Origin of the sequence: Singulisphaera chitinilytica (genome assembly GCF_049331405.1) — a bacterium.
Taxonomy (GTDB): Bacteria; Planctomycetota; Planctomycetia; order Isosphaerales; family Isosphaeraceae; genus PoT.
The window spans coordinates 5,146,116-5,162,667 of the sequence record NZ_CP186274.1 but is presented as its reverse complement, the minus strand read 5'-3'; the positions used below and the strand labels follow the sequence as shown (position 1 = coordinate 5,162,667).

Annotated in this window: 13 protein-coding genes; 6 read left to right on the top strand and 7 right to left on the bottom strand. The window is 53.7% G+C overall.

Annotation, left to right across the window (positions count from 1 at the left end; all coding sequences use genetic code 11):
• Window positions 1-538: 538 nt before the first annotated feature.
• The 7 genes from ACOYYX_RS20560 to ACOYYX_RS20530 form a co-directional block, all read right to left on the bottom strand.
• Entirely contained in the window at window positions 539-895 is a 357-nt protein-coding gene (locus tag ACOYYX_RS20560) for a sugar transferase (RefSeq protein ID WP_422923236.1), read from the bottom strand.
• Window positions 796-1,080: a sugar transferase gene (locus ACOYYX_RS20555; protein ID WP_422931646.1), complete on the bottom strand. Its 285-nt coding sequence runs from the start codon at window positions 1,078-1,080 to the stop codon at window positions 796-798. The genes ACOYYX_RS20560 and ACOYYX_RS20555 overlap by 100 nt, the downstream gene beginning before the upstream one ends.
• A gap of 1,514 nt (window positions 1,081-2,594) precedes the next feature.
• Window positions 2,595-3,227, bottom strand: a complete 633-nt coding sequence (locus ACOYYX_RS20550; protein ID WP_422923234.1) for a hypothetical protein — start codon at window positions 3,225-3,227, stop codon at window positions 2,595-2,597.
• Window positions 3,228-5,432: 2,205 nt separating this feature from the next.
• Complete coding sequence (locus ACOYYX_RS20545) at window positions 5,433-6,560, bottom strand: ISAs1 family transposase (protein WP_422923232.1); 1,128 nt, start codon at window positions 6,558-6,560, stop codon at window positions 5,433-5,435.
• A gap of 85 nt (window positions 6,561-6,645) precedes the next feature.
• Complete coding sequence (locus ACOYYX_RS20540; protein ID WP_422923230.1) at window positions 6,646-7,173, bottom strand: hypothetical protein; 528 nt, start codon at window positions 7,171-7,173, stop codon at window positions 6,646-6,648.
• Window positions 7,170-8,276 carry a hypothetical protein gene (locus ACOYYX_RS20535; RefSeq protein ID WP_422923228.1) on the bottom strand — a complete coding sequence of 369 codons (1,107 nt, stop codon included), beginning with the start codon at window positions 8,274-8,276 and terminating at the stop codon, window positions 7,170-7,172. The genes ACOYYX_RS20540 and ACOYYX_RS20535 overlap by 4 nt, the downstream gene beginning before the upstream one ends.
• Window positions 8,273-9,079, bottom strand: coding sequence for a hypothetical protein (locus ACOYYX_RS20530; protein ID WP_422923227.1), 807 nt, complete (start codon window positions 9,077-9,079; stop codon window positions 8,273-8,275). Before ACOYYX_RS20530 ends, ACOYYX_RS20535 begins: the two co-directional genes overlap by 4 nt.
• Window positions 9,080-10,311: 1,232 nt before the next feature.
• On the opposite strand from ACOYYX_RS20530, the gene rfbC reads away from it, so the two are divergent.
• From rfbC to ACOYYX_RS20500, 6 genes are all read left to right on the top strand, one after another.
• The gene (rfbC, locus tag ACOYYX_RS20525; protein ID WP_422923225.1) at window positions 10,312-10,866 is read left to right on the top strand and encodes a dTDP-4-dehydrorhamnose 3,5-epimerase; all 555 of its coding nucleotides are present in this window, start codon (window positions 10,312-10,314) and stop codon (window positions 10,864-10,866) included.
• Between the two features lie 61 nt (window positions 10,867-10,927).
• Window positions 10,928-11,986 (top strand): dTDP-glucose 4,6-dehydratase, encoded by a 1,059-nt coding sequence (gene rfbB / locus ACOYYX_RS20520; protein ID WP_422923223.1) that lies wholly within the window; start codon window positions 10,928-10,930, stop codon window positions 11,984-11,986.
• Between the two features lie 82 nt (window positions 11,987-12,068).
• Entirely contained in the window at window positions 12,069-12,884 is an 816-nt protein-coding gene (rfbD, locus tag ACOYYX_RS20515) for a dTDP-4-dehydrorhamnose reductase (protein ID WP_422923221.1), read from the top strand.
• A 33-nt stretch (window positions 12,885-12,917) separates the two neighbouring features.
• The gene (rfbA, locus tag ACOYYX_RS20510) at window positions 12,918-13,781 is read left to right on the top strand and encodes a glucose-1-phosphate thymidylyltransferase RfbA (RefSeq protein ID WP_422923219.1); all 864 of its coding nucleotides are present in this window, start codon (window positions 12,918-12,920) and stop codon (window positions 13,779-13,781) included.
• Window positions 13,782-14,795: 1,014 nt separating this feature from the next.
• A complete protein-coding gene (locus ACOYYX_RS20505; protein WP_422923218.1) occupies window positions 14,796-15,431 on the top strand; it encodes an MATE family efflux transporter in 636 nt (211 codons plus the stop codon).
• A gap of 57 nt (window positions 15,432-15,488) precedes the next feature.
• Entirely contained in the window at window positions 15,489-16,295 is an 807-nt protein-coding gene (locus ACOYYX_RS20500; RefSeq protein ID WP_422923216.1) for a polysaccharide biosynthesis C-terminal domain-containing protein, read from the top strand.
• Window positions 16,296-16,552: the final 257 nt, after the last annotated feature.

The following is a 16,552-nucleotide window of genomic DNA, read 5'->3' as shown; positions in this document are numbered from 1 at the left end:
TGCCCCATGGAACTCCTGTATAGCGATCTCGCCAACGAATCCTGACAGCCGTCGACAATTTTGAGAGCTCGCGGTGGTAAGTCGTCGAACACATCGACTGTCACACGAATGGCTGAGCTGTGCGGTGAGGCCGAATAGGCCACGTACTACATGGCGGAATAGCACCAATATTCGACCGCGGCGGCTAGGAGGGGCTCCGGCACCTCAAAGGGGTATGCCCGCGGAACGAGTAAGGACTTGAGGGTGGCGATGGTGCACGGCCAAGGCCGGGCCTCGAGCACAGAGTGCGTGGATTCGACGACGGTAATGGCGGCCACCCGCCTGGATCCGGCGGTGGCGTCGGCGATAGAAAGTGCAGGCGCGAGCGTGCTGCGGCTTGCAGTTCGTAATTCAATAAGATGGGGCGGCAGTATGATGCGGTCGCAGAAGGCCTGAGGAGGATCAGGATCCGAGATATCCAGGGATGGTTAAAACATGCAAGATTAGATACCATTCGAATGCGACCCGCTGAAAGAGTACTCCTTCTTTCTCTCATCGATCAGGCATTATTGCGGCCGGCCATGTCGCCCTTGAACGTCTTGAGGAGGACGTTAAGGTCGAGCTTGAGTGACCAGTTATCGACGTAGTGGTAGTCCATGTCGATCATCTGGCGGCTGCCGACGCCATCGCGTCCGTCGACCTGCCAGAGGCCGGTGAGGCCGGGGGACATCTCGTGGCGCCGCTCGAGGGCGGGGTCGTCCACCTCGCGGAGCATGGAGCAGTCGCGGAGTGGCAGGGCGCGGGGCCCGACGAGGCTCATCTGGCCGAGCAGCACGTTGAAGAGCTGCGGCAGCTCGTCCAGGCCGGTCCGACGCAGGACCCGCCCCAAGCGCGTGACGCGGGGGTCGCAATCCATCGAGGCCGACGCGGGGCCGTCGGCACGCCGAAATTCTGAACCTCTTCGAGCCGGAGGTCGCCGTCCTGCACCAACGTACGGAACATCCAGACCTCGAAGGGCAGACCATCCCGACCCATACGGGTCTGGCGGGAGAAGGTTGGGCCCTTCGAATCCAGCCGGGTCATGACCGCAATGACCACCATCAGCGGGCTAATGACGAACAGTCCGATCCCCGCAGCGAAGAAATCAATCCCGCGCTTCATAAAAATCTCGAATGTATGAACCCGACGCATTGCGACCCCCTCTCGCGCTGGAGTCTGCATGGGCAGACCGAAAATCACCGAGAGTGAATTAGCCAGGAGTCGACGGCAATCAAGGGTAGAAGCTTCATAGGACACGTCCTCCGTACATAACGACGTCTCTTCGGGAGGAAAGTTGGAGGCGATCTCCTTCGCAGCCCGATGAATTAATCTCTTTGACCCACGGAGATCTGCAAGATCCCCAGGTTACTCAGTGTCTTTCTGCCCAAAATCTAATATTTCAACGGGCTGTTAGACGGAGAAGTTATTACTGTGCTGAAACGCCCCGGCGGGGGGGGGCGTGCACCTTTCGTCTCCAACCCACCGCACGAGTCGGCGAGACACATGATGCGGCGGCTGTAGAGGAAGAGCTCATCGGGTCCGAGGCCGAGATCATCATCCGCCGAATTCAAACGGTGATCTGAAAGGAGCGCCATGCATATCCAGTCCACAAGTCAAGTGCAGCAGTGACGCCAATTATGAAACACTACTTTTAAGATCACACGACGACATAATGCTCCGATTATACGATTGTGCCTTGAGCCTCGGACAAATTTCTGAAGGCTTGTCCTTGATCGTTAAGGCGGTCGGTACCCATAAGATAATGTTGATTCCGAGATCGGTATGATAAAACGACTAAATGTGCTTTCTCATACGTTTATATGTTGGTGTTTTACCAACTTTACTCTTTCCTTCGAGACTTTACCGCACATCTGCCGAGCAATCAAGAGTGACCCTGATTGTCTCTCGGCTGAGAGTCACTCTCGACAAAATGAGAAGTTCTATCGATAGTAACTTGCAAAAGATCAGTGGGAGAATGCAGCCCACGAATGCTGTTCGGGCTCGTCGGAATCTCCAGAATCCGCACTTACCGGAGACTCCTGAGGCCCCGTTGCGCTAGTGTTGGCCGGATTAGCAGAAGACCCCGAAACGGTGCCGGGAACGCGGAGTGTTCCGCTCACATCCTTGACCATCCCGACAGATCGAAAAGTGAGATATCTACCGATTGCTTTCATCCAATTGAGACTCATCGCTCTCTCCGATTGTTGCAGATTTCCACGCCGAGACCTTGAACACCGGGGACTAGATGCAGACGGGACGTTGTGTGTAGAAATTGTAGTCCGCACGACGAACTAGGTAAAAGCAGGCCAAACGATCGGGGTACATCATATCGCGTAATTAATTAACAGCATACATACCATTGATTATTATTCACATAAATTTTGCATGACTACAGAATGAAGCGATGAACTGGTTTGGGTAAGCATTCAGTGATCGATTCGAATTCCAAACACTCATTGGAGTGATTTGCAATCCACCTATGATTTCATCGTAAAGTGTCGTTCGAAAACGCATTAAACTCCCTTTCGGAATAAAAACTAAGACTTCTCGTGAGACAAGGAGCAAATAGGAGACGCTCACAATTTAAAGCTGTTCATGGTATTGTCTTCATTAGGCAGCGAATAAATATTTGCCCTGAAGCGTGAAGAGCGGCGCCCTATGCCATGCGGGAAAGGCTCCTCTAGCCACTGTACCTCGACCTGTAGAAAGCCAGTCTCCACGAGAGAGTGGAGGGCGCGTCTGACGCTATTTTCCTCGACTTTTCCACGGAGCCTATCAACGATCTCGCGAAAACGACACGGGCCATTTGCTACGACATCAGCCAGCACGAGCGCCCGCCGCGCCTCGTACCTAGATAGGGTCGCCTCAAGTGTCTTAGGCGACCGTGACCGGGGCATGATCATCTGGCAACTGGAAGACTCTCCCTGCTTAGTTGCGGAGTACTCCCGCGCGACATAGGGATATTGGCATTCGATACCGTTGACAAGCCGCACGTGGGAGAATTCCTTCATCTCGAAGGTGACGCGTCCGGCGCCTACCAGTGTCCTGAGCCCTGCAGTCGTCAGGTGCTCGGCCATATGATGCTGGAGCCGCCATTGGATCGCGGAGAAGACGCTGGGGCCGTTATCGACCAAATCGGCGAGAATCAACGATTCGATCTCGTCGCGATCACGGGCTGTCAGGCGTCTAGGGCGGAAGGCGTTGGTCACGGATCGCTCAACTCGGGCACCCAAATTAAGACCATCAGTCGAAATGGCCAAAACACGTAGGCCAACGACCCGTATCAGATGACCAGAGCATATGCGACAGATCGTCCGATTTGTGCCGCTCAAGCCACGAACCTTCACACGTACCTCTCGGAGAGATGAGGTGTATTATGCCCTTACGAAAAGACCAGGGAAAATCAATGGCTCGAGAATACGCTTTATGTAAAGGCGAGGAACCCGAGAGAAAACTGCGGTAGGCGCGCAAGTTTACTCTTTCGGGAAAAGAATCAAAATCCAGGAGATCGAGCTGCCGGCTGTGATGGCAAGTTCGCCTAGAACGATGGCAAAAACAAGACATCTCAACAGGAATGATTGCCCGATCTTGTTAGAATAAAATTTCATGAGCTTCTCCATATCCATTGAAGGCAGGCCGTACTCGGAAAGGATTGTATTCGAGGGCTACTTTGCACTGAGCGAAAGAGTAGTAGACTCACGATTTACATGTTTTGAGTAGTTGCCCTCAAAGGCATAAATGCCTAGTTTGTTACGTACGACGGAATTTGAACAAGCGGCAAGAAATAAAAGATGCATAATTTCAGTTTGCAGCCGCGTGAACTCTTCTTCCAGTCGATAGACGACGGGCGTTCCTCAATCGAGTTCGAACGTCGACTCCCGAACTGCAATGGATGGAACTATCCCCAGCCAAGAATCGGATCGCGATGCTGGAGCACGGTCGGGCGCAACCGGGATACAAGGCGGAGGACGAGGTGACCAAGCCTATAGCGCTGCCGCGACACCGGAGATCTGCGACGCGTTGGGGTTCCGGGCCAGCATCCCCGAACCCGAAGCCTCAGCTTCGTCGGGGCTGGCCGGCCAAGCCGGCGGAGGACTTTTTGGTGGACAATAACCGCCGCCGCGTGAAGCGGTTGCAACGACCGCGAACCGAATTAACATCCGCGAACATCTGCGACGACGGGAGCATGCGTCGGAGATGGCAGCGAGGCCTGGAGGACGTGAGCAAGCGGTAGACAATTTTGGAGGAGCACAATCCGTACGGAAATTTCGTTCGATCATCGGGACAGGAAAGCCAAAGACCGCGCAAGACGTTTTGAGCACCTCGGTGCTCGCCATAGGGTTTATAGTGCGCATATTAGCATCCATCGAATTCACAAACTCCACCAGGGACAGTGACGAATTCGCGCCTGCTGACAGCGTGAAAGAGCACAATCCCTCACGATGTCCCGTTCTTACAAAACGTTTTCTAGGGAAGGCAATCTGATTCCGCTCAGTTAACCTAGTGCCTCTGATGCGGTCCATTCCCAAGTAAGTGATAAGGTGTCAGGTTTACTACTTCTCTCGACATCTACGACGGCTGGTTACCCATCTGGACATTGTCGTAGAGGAATCGCTCCGAATTGACAGAGCTACTAATCGCGAAGCCTAGAAAAAGCATTTGGAAAGGGATCTCATAAAATGCAATGTTTAGGTTGAAACTAATCGACGCGAAAATCGTCATTGCAACTAGGCTTTGTTCAAAACGATGAGAATCCGGGACGCCAGAAAATGCGAATAGACTCAGATAGAAGCACGACGTCATCACAAGGGATAGTATGAGCCCATTTTGGAGCGTGCCTGATAAAACAAAGTTGTCAACCATCAACCGATCTGTGTCAGGGTCAAGACCTTGAACGAATCCCTTGCCGACGGTCAAAGCAGGAACGTCAGTCAAAATCTCTTTCCAAGTGTCAACTCGGCTGACAAGTGTCGAGGTTTTGGTGTATTCATTCGAATTGTCGGATTCAATACCAAACTGCGTTATGAAAATGGGGAATAGAAGACTGGCCGTACCAACAATAATTACTGAAAATCGCATGAACGCGAAGCGTAGAGAAGGAGCAAGCCGTATAAACGTAAGTCCGGCAATAGTGACGAATCCTGTCAGAATCGCATTACGATTATACGTCAAAACAAGCAATAGGGTGCATATTGAAATGATTGCGAATTTAATGAACCTTTTCGTACCGAATCCTACTCCGATGCACCAAATCAGAACTAAGGCATAGGAAAATGCCGAATAGAACGGTCCATAAATTCTAAGCTCGTTGCTTTCCTCGCTTGCCTGAATTGGATATGCAATTAAACCAGCATTGTGAAGTCCTAGCGAATAATCGATAATTTGATCGGGAGCCAGGGCGATTGCACCATAAGTTACTTCGAGAATAGCACTTGCTCGAGATAAGCATCGCTCGTCGCCGCTATCAATCTCTTGCCCTTCAATCCGATCTTCTCCGACTTGTTGTTCTTCAGTAGGCTCAACGCCGTCCGACGCAACGCGCTGAAGTTCGCGTCCGCGTGGCCTCGCCGCAGACGGCTCTGGTCCTCGCCGAACGTCACGTCCAGCGACCAATGGCAGCTGTTCTCGATCGACCAATGGCCCCGCACCGCCGCAGCGAACCCCTTCGCGTCAAGGTCGCGGCTCGTGATGTAATAGCGCACGTCGCCGCTGGGCTTGCCGCCACGCGTCCCCTCGCCGATCGCCACGCCGATCCGCCTCAGCCCCGGCCAGCGGCCACGGTCGGCCAGGGCCTCCGGGGCGTCGCAGATCAGGTACGTCCTCGTCTCCTTCCGCCCGTGACCCTTCTCGCTCGACTCGTGCTCGCCCGCCGCCACCTTCGCGAAGCCGTCCTCCACGTGCTTCAGGAAGAACTCCTCGATCGCCGCGTGCAGCGTCGGCTGGTTCCCCTTCACCGCCAGCACGTAGTCGGCCCCGCCGGCCACGATGGCGCCTGCGATCTCCGTCTGGCAGCCCATCGCGTCGATCGTCACCAGGGCCCCGGAGATCTCCAGCATCTGCAGGAGGACGGGGATCGCCGTGATCTCGTTGCTCTTGGCGTCGGTGACCACCTGGCCCAGGCTGACGTGGTTGGCCGTGGCCCAGGCGCTGACCATGTGGATGGCCGACTTGCCCGTGCCCTTGTCGAAGCTGCGCCGGAGCGCCTTGCCGTCGATGGCGACGACCTGGCCGGCGGTGATCTCGTGGAGGGCCGTGATCCAATTCAGCAGGCACTTCTCGAACTCGGCGGGCCTGATGGCGGCGAGGACGGCGTTGAAGCGGTCGTGCGAGGGGATGCCGCTGTCGAGGTCGAGGAACCTGGCGAGCCAGTCGCGCTTGTGCCGTGCCCAGGCGGCGATGGAGACGAAGTCGTCGGCTCCCGCGATGACGGCGCAGACGGCGATGGCGACGATGTTGACGAGCGGGTAGATGACCCGGCCTCGGCGCGGTTCGGTGAGCTCGGAGAAGTGTCGCTGGATCTGAGCGGACTTGGCCCGAGCCATGATGGATGCCCGTCGAGCATGGGCGTCTCGCGCCCCGGGCTCTTGCCCGGGCCGTCGCGATCCGCCATGCTCCAGTTATCACATATTACCCAGGATGGCGCAATCGCCCTGGATCGGGAGCAAATAGATAGAGTACATATTGAAAGATGCCAAAAGCTATGCATAGCAGGATTGCCAGTCGGAACAGTGGTTTTCTCAGGAGCAAAAGATTATAATCATGTGCGGATGCAGTTACCATTACAAATAGTGGAATGCCGCATTGAGAGAAATGGACACCAACGATTTGGTTAATAGTGTACAAATTATCACTCAATAATCTGGCAATTGTTACGGCGCTGTTGAACATCAGGAAGAAACAAAGCGATGCAATGCACTCAATGCCCTTGTATCGATAAATATGGAACGCGCTCGCAAAAGTGGATACGGACGCCACCAAGAGCACAACAACATTTGCAGACACCGGAAGATTCATCTGATAGGAAACGATGCGGATAAAATCTTTATAAAGGATGAGAACATAAACGATGGGGAAAATTAGCTCGGCAACACGGCAACTTACCAATGGACCGGTGAATGTGGCGGTTTGCGGAGAGGCAAAAGCGCGTTGAGTCATACGTTAAGAGTCCTAATGCGGGCAAGAATCTGAGAAAGCTTCGTTTCCCAAAAATGGTCTGGCTGCAGCGATTGTACCATTCGCTGTCGAAAGTTCAGCGAATTCGCACAATCTCTTAAACGCTTCGCGAGTTCGAGTATGCCTCTTTGCGATGTCCCATCATAGCAAGCAATACCCTCTCCTTGTAGTTCGTAATTGATGGACGTAAGTGTTGGTTTCCCATGTATAAGATACTGATACAATTTGAGAGGCGATTCATCGTGAGATTTGCATTGATGATACGGCAAGAGACCAACATAGAATGTCTTCACGATCCTTGGAATATCACTATGATTGAATGCTCCGTTGTATTGAACGTTAGGCAGGTTGCGAATTCTATTGGTAATTTTGGAATCGAAACTTTTGCCGAATACGGATATTCGGTAACCGTTTCGCGCCAGCAGCTCGATAAGGTCGAGGTCGAACTTGTCGGTTAAGAATCCTATGTAACCAAAATCGAACGCATCGTCATTTGCTACGGCGATTTCGTTGATACGAGGTTTATAGCCAGCCGCGTTTGGGACTACTACCGCTCTTTCGAACTCCGCAACTACTCCGGGTGAAACGCCCGTTATCAATTTTGCAGCGGAGTCTACATAGCGATATTTTTTGCGCACAAGGTCTCGTTCGAGCGTGTCGAATCGATTGTGCTTGGTGAAATTGTCAATGCAATCGTACCATACAAGGTCGTGCCGGATAGCTTCGTAAGTCATACCCCCTATCGGGAGAAAGTCGAGGATGAGGTTAACGCATTCCGTATCGTAAAGGTTTAAATGTGAGTACTTGTAATAACAGTTTTCGAACCATTTTCGACCACGCAATGGACCCATCAGGTCATAGCTCGTGGCATCAAGTACTACGAGTTTTGGATTTGTTGTATGTGGCGGATTACGTTTGGTTGTCAATCTTTCGTAAATAGATACAGGCCGATTGACTAACGTAATTTTTTTCACGGCTCCGCATTCCAGCAACGCGTCAATTATCTGGAGATCGCGTACAGCAGACCCAAATTGGGTGTGGAAATACCAATCCCGGTAAGGGAAGGCGAGAATGTTCAGCTTCATATGAGTTCACGTTTCCCGAGTTTTCCCGAAAGTCCGTCCTCAATAGCACTCTTCAAAACGAATCGTTTCGTGCCTCGACATACGCACGTGAACAATAGCCGGACGAAGGCTAGGTTGGCTTGGAAGCGAAGCCGTTTTAAGTTCCTTGTCCACCCTTGACTGTTGTTGAGTTTCTTAAGATCAAGATAAATCCGATTCCGAATGCTATAATACAGTGTTGTTGAATTCGATCCCTTGATCGTCTTTAGAATGAAAGCATTGCGTCCTTTCCCCACATTCCATGATGTGTCGGGCTCTTCGAGGCTAAGAGAGGGCAGAAGCTTGATCCCCTTGTAGTTTCGACCGATTCTTTGTGTGTACTCGCTGTCATCTGCATAGAGGAAGAAGCTTTCTAATGGTAGCTCATTGTTCTTGACAACTTCTCGGGGAAGTATTAGTCCGCTGTAAGGAGCTTCACTCAAGTAAATTTCGCCCTCGTGTTTAATCTTGTCATCGCCTCTCCCCACTGCGCGTTTAAATGTATATAGAAAGTCGAATCCAAGGACGGATCCTACTGGCGGATTTTGCCTTAGGATTCCTTGTTGAATTGCATCCCGCATGTATTTTCTATCGGGCCTATAGACAGCAGTCGGGCCGTCGATCAAATCGAGAAGTGCAACAGCTGGACCGGTTGTCCCCACCTTTACAACATTATCATCGTCAAGTAACATTATGTGAGATTCTGTTCCATTTAAGAATTGCGTAAGAATTGCGGAATATCCACCTGCGGATCCTAGATTCCTCTCTGAGCTGATTATCTCCATGGTAACGTTTTGTGCAGTGTTCGCAATTTCATTCAAGTATGATTCGGAGCACGCGTTGCAGTGAATGATGATACGCTTCGCCCCGACCGCTAGTGCCGAGGAGATTACTCGCGGGAAATGGGTAGAACGATCCCCATAGCATAGAATACCGCAGGCGAGCGATTTTTCCGAAGAATTCGGTATGACTACTGGTGAATGATTTTTGTGCATGGATATCTATTTCTACACAATTTGTTCAGTAGTTTTTATTCTGGCCGTTTTCACCACGACTTGACTGTCACGAATGCGACGTCGTGATTGAATGGATTTTCTTTCAAAATCCGTCGACTCTTATTCCTGGATTTGGTATCGGCGCTCTCATGTCTGCGATCGGATTATCGTTCCGGTAGGTTCATTTGCTGAAGATCGGGCCTGGCCGTTTGTTGGACTCAGCACTTCACCGTGCTGATGCTGCGTCGCGGACGGTCGAATCCGCATCCTACAAAAGTAGGAATCGCCCTTGATCTTGATGGCTCTTGAGTTGAGCTTGGAGTATTCCGAGAGGGTTCTGCGTGATCAAATATCGACGCGGCCTCAGCCATTCAGACGGTTGGCCTGCTGTCGATACATCCGGGACCTAGGGATGCCTAGACCGCGAGAGGTGTGAATCAAAAGAACATCATGTGAGCACGTCCGGCTGCGAGGATTGTGTTAGGTCCAATTCCACATCGAACAGAATGATCTAAATGGATATTGCCTACCCTTGTCAATACAAAAAGTGTGATCGCTGTTAACTGATCTCTTGGAGGATTCTTAAGTTCTAGGCGGGATATGGCTTGTGGATGGCCGGGGTTTTTTGGTTGTGAACGATCATACGGTCTTCAGGCTTCCCCGTCCGGAAACGTTATCGTTGTCTCCCTCCCCTTGAACTGCTTATCTCCTGTCCACTGCTATGGTGCTGGGCTATGGAATTTGGATTTTTCATGTAGAGAGTACTGGGCGAGTATACGGTCTTCAGGCTTCCCCGTCCGGAAACGTTATCGTTATCTCCCCCCCCCCCTTGAACTGCTTATCTCCTGTCCACTGCTATGGTGCTGGGCTATGGAATTTGGATTTCCCGACAGTTCGGAATTGTCTGGATCTTGATTTATATCGTGTTATTTCCGATCATCTGAACAACCTGTGATGTACGAGTTGAAGTCATTCCCATTGTGTTTGTCATTGCCGGACTTCAGTATTCCGAGGCTTCTAGAATGCATCTCATACAAATCGAAATCCCCGACCTGGTCCTGATCAAGCCGAAGCGACATGAAGATGATCGCGGGTGGTTCTCCGAAGTCTTTCGAGAGGACTTCTTCCGGTCGAAGATGGCCGACGTGAAGTTCGTGCAGCACAACCGATCCCTCTCCAGGCCGAAGGGGACGGTCCGTGGACTGCACTACCAGTTGGAGCCGCGGGCCCAGGGTAAGCTGGTGCAGTGCACGCGGGGACGTGTCCTGGACGTCGCGGTCGACCTGCGCAAGGCCTCGTCGACCTTCGGGCAGCACGTGGCCGTCGAGCTAACCGCCAAGAATGGCCGCCAGCTCTGGATCCCTGTCGGCTTTGCCCACGGCTTCTGCACGCTCGAGGACGATTGCGAGCTTTCCTACATGGTGACCGACTATTATAGCCCGGAGCATGACCGCGGCCTCCGCTGGAATGACCCGGAGCTGGCGATCGAGTGGCCGGTCGAGGAGTCGAGCGCCTTGCTTTCACCCAAGGATATGGGGCAGCCGTTGCTGGCCAGTCTCGGCCAGGTGTTTGCTTAATTTGTATGTTCGATCGTACAAATTCTGATTTGGCAGCTTAACCCTTATCTGGGGATCTGTGATGCGCATCATTGTCACGGGCGGCGCGGGTTTCATCGGCTCCGCCCTGGTAAGGTACCTGGTACTCGAGGAGGGCGCCGAGGTCCTGACCCTCGACAAGCTCACTTACGCCGGCTATCTCGCCAATCTCGCCCCGGTCGAGGGTAAGCCGAACCATCAGTTCCTCCGCGCCGACATCTGCGACGAGGCCGCCGTCACCGAGGCCTTCTCCAGCTTCAAGCCCGAACGCATCTACCACCTCGCGGCCGAGAGCCACGTCGATCGCTCCATCACCGGGGCGGCGGACTTCGTCAACACGAACGTCATCGGCACCTTCACGCTGCTGCAGGCCGCCCGGGCCTACTGGAATGGCCTCTCGGGCGATGCCAAGGATGCGTTCCGCTTCCTGCATGTCTCGACCGACGAGGTCTACGGCTCGCTGGGCGCGACGGGCCTCTTCACCGAGAAGACCCCATACGACCCCTCGTCGCCATACTCGGCCTCCAAGGCTGCTTCCGACCACCTGGCCATCGCCTGGGGTCGCACCTACGGGCTGCCGACGGTCGTGTCCAACTGCTCGAACAACTACGGCCCCTATCACTTCCCCGAAAAGCTGATCCCTCTCATCATCCTGAATGCCCTGCACGGCAAGCCCCTGCCGGTCTACGGCGACGGCTCGAACATCCGCGACTGGCTCTACGTCGACGACCACGCGCGGGCGCTGCACCTGATCGCCAGCAAGGGCCGGCTCGGCGAGACATACAACGTCGGCGGTCGCAACGAGCGCAAGAACATCGACGTGGTCCGCTCGGTCTGCTCGATCCTCGATAGGCTGGCCCCGAAGAGCCACCCGCACAGCGACCTCATCACCTACGTCACCGACCGCCCCGGCCACGATGCCCGCTATGCGATCGACGCGACGAAGCTCGAGACTGAGCTGGGCTGGAAGGCCCAGGAGAACTTCGACACCGGGATCGAGAAGACGGTCGCCTGGTATCTCGCCAACGAGGCCTGGTGGCGGCCCCTGCGTGACAAGGTGTATTCGGGCGAACGCCTCGGCGTGCTCGAGACGGTGAAATGACCATGCGTATCGCCGTCACCGGCAAGTCCGGCCAGGTCGTCAGTGCGCTCGTCGAGCGAGGCCCCTCGTCGGGGTCGAGGTCGTGCCCATCGGCCGGCCGGAATTCGACCTCACCGCCCCCGCCGGGGCGGCCGAGGCGCTTGCCGCGGCCAAGGTCGATGCCGTCGTCTCGGCCGCCGCTTACACGGCGGTCGACAAGGCCGAGAGCGAGCGTGACCTGGCCTTCGCGGTGAATGCCGAAGGGGCCGGGGCCATCGCCAAGGCTGCGGCCGAGCTCGGCATCCCGATCGTCCACATCTCCACGGACTATGTGTTCGATGGCGAGAAGTCCTCGCCCTGGGTGGAGACCGATCCGGTGGCCCCGCTCGGCGTCTACGGTGCCTCGAAGCTGGCCGGCGAAGAGGCCGTGCTCGCATCGGGGGCCCGGGCCGCCGTCTTGCGCGTCGCCTGGGTGTTCTCCCCCTTCGGCGCGAACTTCGTGAAGACGATGCTTCGCCTGGCCGAGAGCCGCGACCAGCTCGGCGTCGTCGCCGACCAAATCGGAGCCCCAACCTCGGCGCTCGACATCGCCGATGGTATCCTGACTGTGGCTCGCAACCTCGTCGACAATCCCGGCGACGAGTGCCTCGCGGGGGTGTTCCACATGGGAGCCGGCGGCCCCGACGCATCCTGGGCCGACTTCGCCGAGGCCATCTTCGCCGGATCCGAGGCGCGAGGCGGCAAGCGCCCCGTCGTGAACCGGATCGGCACCGCCGACTACCCGACGCCCGCCAGGCGGCCCAAGCAGTCGCGACTCGAATCATCGAAGATTGCGAAGATCCACCATGTGACGCTGAAGGATTGGCGTTCGTCCCTCGAGGTCGTCCTCGATCGGCTCACCGGCCAACCTACTGGCTAACATGTGTTGCATTTTTGATGAGGTTGTGAGGCTATGAAGGGTATCATCCTCGCCGGGGGTGCCGGCACGCGTCTCCACCCGATGACGCTCGTGACGTCGAAGCAGTTGATGCCGATCTATGACAAGCCGATGATCTATTACCCGCTGTCGGTGCTCATGCTCGCCGGCATCCGGGAGATCCTGATCATCTCGACGCCGCAAGACCTGCCCAACTTCGAGCGCCTGCTCGGCGACGGCTCGCGGTGGGGCCTCTCGCTCAGCTACCGGGTCCAGCCCGATCCGGGCGGCCTCGCCCAGGCCTACATCATCGGCGCCGACTTCGTCGCGGGCGGGCCGTCGTGCCTGATCCTCGGCGACAACATCTTCTACGGGCACGGCCTGTCCGAACTCCTGGAACGGGCCACTTCCCGCAAGACGGGGGCATCGGTCTTCGCCTATCACGTCACCGACCCCGAGCGCTACGGCGTCGTCGCGTTCGACAAGTCGATGAAGGCCCTCTCCATCGAGGAGAAGCCGGAGAAGCCGAAGTCGAGCTGGGCCGTGACCGGGCTCTACTTCTATGACGAAAAGGTCGTCGACATCGCCGCCAACATGAAGCCCTCGCCGCGGGGCGAGTTGGAGATCACCGACGTCAATCGTCACTATCTCGAACGCGGCGAGCTCTCCGTCGAGGTCATGGGCCGCGGCTTCGCCTGGCTCGACACCGGCACGCCCGACAGCCTGCTCGAGGCGGCCGAGTTCGTGCGGACCCTCGAGAAGCGGCAAGGGTTCAAGATCGCCTGCCCCGAGGAGATCGCCTACCGCCAGGGGTTCATCGACGCCGCCCAGCTCAAGGACGTCGCCGCCGCGCTCGGGAAGAGCACATACGGCAAGTACCTGCTCAGCAGCTTGGAGTAAATTCTCCGATCGCTATACTTGATCTATCCCTAAAGCCTGGACAGATCCCTTGCAGTCCGATACTCGATGAACCCCACCAACTAGCCGTTTTTCAGGTAAACGGTTAGGATGGTGGGTATTGGATGGCGGCATGCATTCTTAAGTCCGCTGTCTTCTTTGTCGCCGCCTTCAAGATTCCACATCGCGAGCCGGTCAACCCGTGAGGGGCCATCCGCTGCCGCATACCTCCGAGGGCTGACCGTATTGTTCATCGAGCGGTTATCGCAGCAGGTCCTCCATGGATCTCTCCGTCCCGCTATGTATCGTGACGAACAGCCACATCTTGGCAATTAATATTTACGATAATAATTACACCTGTAAGCAAGATGGAGAAATGCCCGGCATTTAAAGCCCTAGAAGTCGAGGAACGGAGGGCCGTCGAGCACTTGTCAGCTATTACGCTTGAAGTTCAGTCGTCCCAACTTTGCCATGAGGAACGGGTGAACTGTCAGATCGCTGGTATAGAGCTTGTGTTTCAATCTGTTAAACTTGAGCCGACACATGGGTTTTGGAATAGTAACTGTGTGACACTGGGCGAAATTCTCGCTATGCTCGGCGCCCGCAACATTGATCCGCACCTTTGGAACAGCGGTCCGTGATCAATGATCCTCGAGCCACAGCGGCACCAAGATCACCCGCGTTCGACGCTCCTACCTTCGCGAAGACATCTTCTGCGTTGTTTCAAGCCAGATGCAGATACGATTTTTGCGTTCATCTGGGCCTCGTTCAAGAGTCTTGCTTGGCTAAGGCCTCACTCTGAAGCGAGACATGGCACGCCGCCCACTCGTTAAGAAAGCCACGCGAGGATTAGGCACGTCGAAACTCGCATCCTGAGAAGCCCATTACGGAGTTTGAATTTAATTGTGAAAATTTAAACATAAAAGATATATGCAATTATAGATAGTGGTTTTATTTTAGTTGTTCCCTTCTTCCTCGGTTTGGTGGCTCGCTTCTTCTTCATTGGAGATCTTGGAAATGTCGCAGAGATCAACCTTGACAAATGTTGTGTTGAATTTACTTGGATTTGGAGTTCCTCTGGTTCTTGGTCTGTTGTGTGTGCCTCGAATAATTTCTGTCTTGGGAACCCTTCGGTTTGGATTTCTTTCAGTTGCGTGGGTCATTATAGGTTACTTCAGTATTTTTGACCTTGGCTTGGGGCGAGCCCTCACCCAGGCCATATCGTCCTGTTTAGGGAGTGGCCGAGTTGATCAAATCTATCCCCTTACCGTCAAAACCATGCGCTCCATGGTAATCCTATCTCTGGTGGGCGGTGTAATCCTGTTCCTGGCGTCGCCTTATTTTTTAAAACATGTTTTGAAGATCCAGGATGATTTTATACATGAGGCAATGGTTACAATGTATGTATTGAGCATAAGCATTCCCGCCGTGGTGATGTTTAGCGGTTTCCGTGGCATTCTAGAGGCGGTCGGCAAGTTCGAAACCGTTGCAATTGGACGCATTGTATTGGGAGCATGGACTTTCCTGAGTCCATTAATCGTTTTTATTGCAAATACAAAATTATATGTGGTTGTATTTACTCTTGTAGTTGGGAGGTATGCTGTTTGCTATTTCTTGATGAAAAGAACCGTCTTAGAGTATTCAAAACGATGATATAAAAACAACAATATTAATGCAGACTTAAGCGATATTTTGAAATTTGGTGGTTCGATGACTGTTTCAAATCTGGTGTCTCCAATTATGGTTTACATGGACAGATTTTTTGTGTCCGCATTATGTGGCATGAATGTTGTCGCGTATTATACGACACCTTACGATTTCGTGTCTCGCCTGACATTTATCCCAGAGGCAATTTTTGGTGTCGTCTTTCCGGCAATGTCTAAGCATCATGCGGGCAAGAGCGACGAGCTGGAGCGGCTGTACCGGTCTTCATTAAAATTTCTATGTATATGTATGTATTTAATATCGGGATCTATTGTCGCAATTAGCCCTTTGTTTCTCCGCGTTTGGCTTGGTCCTGAATTTGAACGGCAAAGCTCGCTAATTCTCAGTCTCTTGGCCATAGGGCTATTCGTCAACTCGATGGCGCGCCCGTCCTATAATCTGCTCCAAGCTAAGGAAATGGCTGATCGGACAGCAAAGGTACACTTGTTTGAGCTTCCAATTTACGTCCTAGTACTCATTCTGGCGCTCAAGAGTTTTGGCCTGGCGGGGGCAGCTGTCGCATGGGTTGCTCGAGCGACATTTGATTTTGTACTGCTGTCAATTTTAGCGAATCGCACGCTACCTAGGGCTGGTAGATCCTGTAGAAGTGTTTGGAATCCAATTTTTCTAATGTTTACAATGTTTCTCCTGTCTATAGTGCCCAGCAATTCAATCAGAGTGTCTGGCTGGATTTTCATGATGTTCTTCTGTGTGACATATTTTGGCATGTTTGTTTTGGAAAAATCCGATAAAGACCAAATAAATGCACGCGTGCAATCGATAGGAAGACGTGCTTTTCCAAAACGACCTTAACTTGAGTGACTTACGAAGTCTTCTCGTGTTCCGGGGCGATTTGTTATCCGATCTTCCTGCAGAAAATGGCCGCAGGTCAGATTGAGACTGTACTTTCCGTGTGGACGTCTATGTCATGCTGCCAGGTTGAGCAGCCTGGTGGCGACGGCTTGAATGTCCTCGTCGGTGCCACCCGGGCGTAGAGACTCGCGGATTTCCTCGCTAATACTACAGTTGTAACTAAGGAAAAAGGTTGATAGGCTGGCCATGGGAATCCC

Excerpts from the sequence above, each read along its gene's own strand:
- ACOYYX_RS20560 (WP_422923236.1), bottom strand. The coding sequence starts at position 895 with ATGGATTGCGACCCCCGCGTCACGCGCTTGGGGCGGGTCCTGCGTCGG.
- ACOYYX_RS20555 (WP_422931646.1), bottom strand. The coding sequence starts at position 1,080 with ATGGTGGTCATTGCGGTCATGACCCGGCTGGATTCGAAGGGCCCAACC.
- ACOYYX_RS20545 (WP_422923232.1), bottom strand. The coding sequence starts at position 6,560 with ATGGCTCGGGCCAAGTCCGCTCAGATCCAGCGACACTTCTCCGAGCTC.
- ACOYYX_RS20540 (WP_422923230.1), bottom strand. The coding sequence starts at position 7,173 with ATGACTCAACGCGCTTTTGCCTCTCCGCAAACCGCCACATTCACCGGT.
- ACOYYX_RS20535 (WP_422923228.1), bottom strand. The coding sequence starts at position 8,276 with ATGAAGCTGAACATTCTCGCCTTCCCTTACCGGGATTGGTATTTCCAC.
- ACOYYX_RS20530 (WP_422923227.1), bottom strand. The coding sequence starts at position 9,079 with ATGGAGATAATCAGCTCAGAGAGGAATCTAGGATCCGCAGGTGGATAT.
- rfbC (WP_422923225.1), top strand. The coding sequence starts at position 10,312 with ATGCATCTCATACAAATCGAAATCCCCGACCTGGTCCTGATCAAGCCG.
- rfbB (WP_422923223.1), top strand. The coding sequence starts at position 10,928 with ATGCGCATCATTGTCACGGGCGGCGCGGGTTTCATCGGCTCCGCCCTG.
- rfbA (WP_422923219.1), top strand. The coding sequence starts at position 12,918 with ATGAAGGGTATCATCCTCGCCGGGGGTGCCGGCACGCGTCTCCACCCG.
- ACOYYX_RS20505 (WP_422923218.1), top strand. The coding sequence starts at position 14,796 with ATGTCGCAGAGATCAACCTTGACAAATGTTGTGTTGAATTTACTTGGA.
- ACOYYX_RS20500 (WP_422923216.1), top strand. The coding sequence starts at position 15,489 with ATGACTGTTTCAAATCTGGTGTCTCCAATTATGGTTTACATGGACAGA.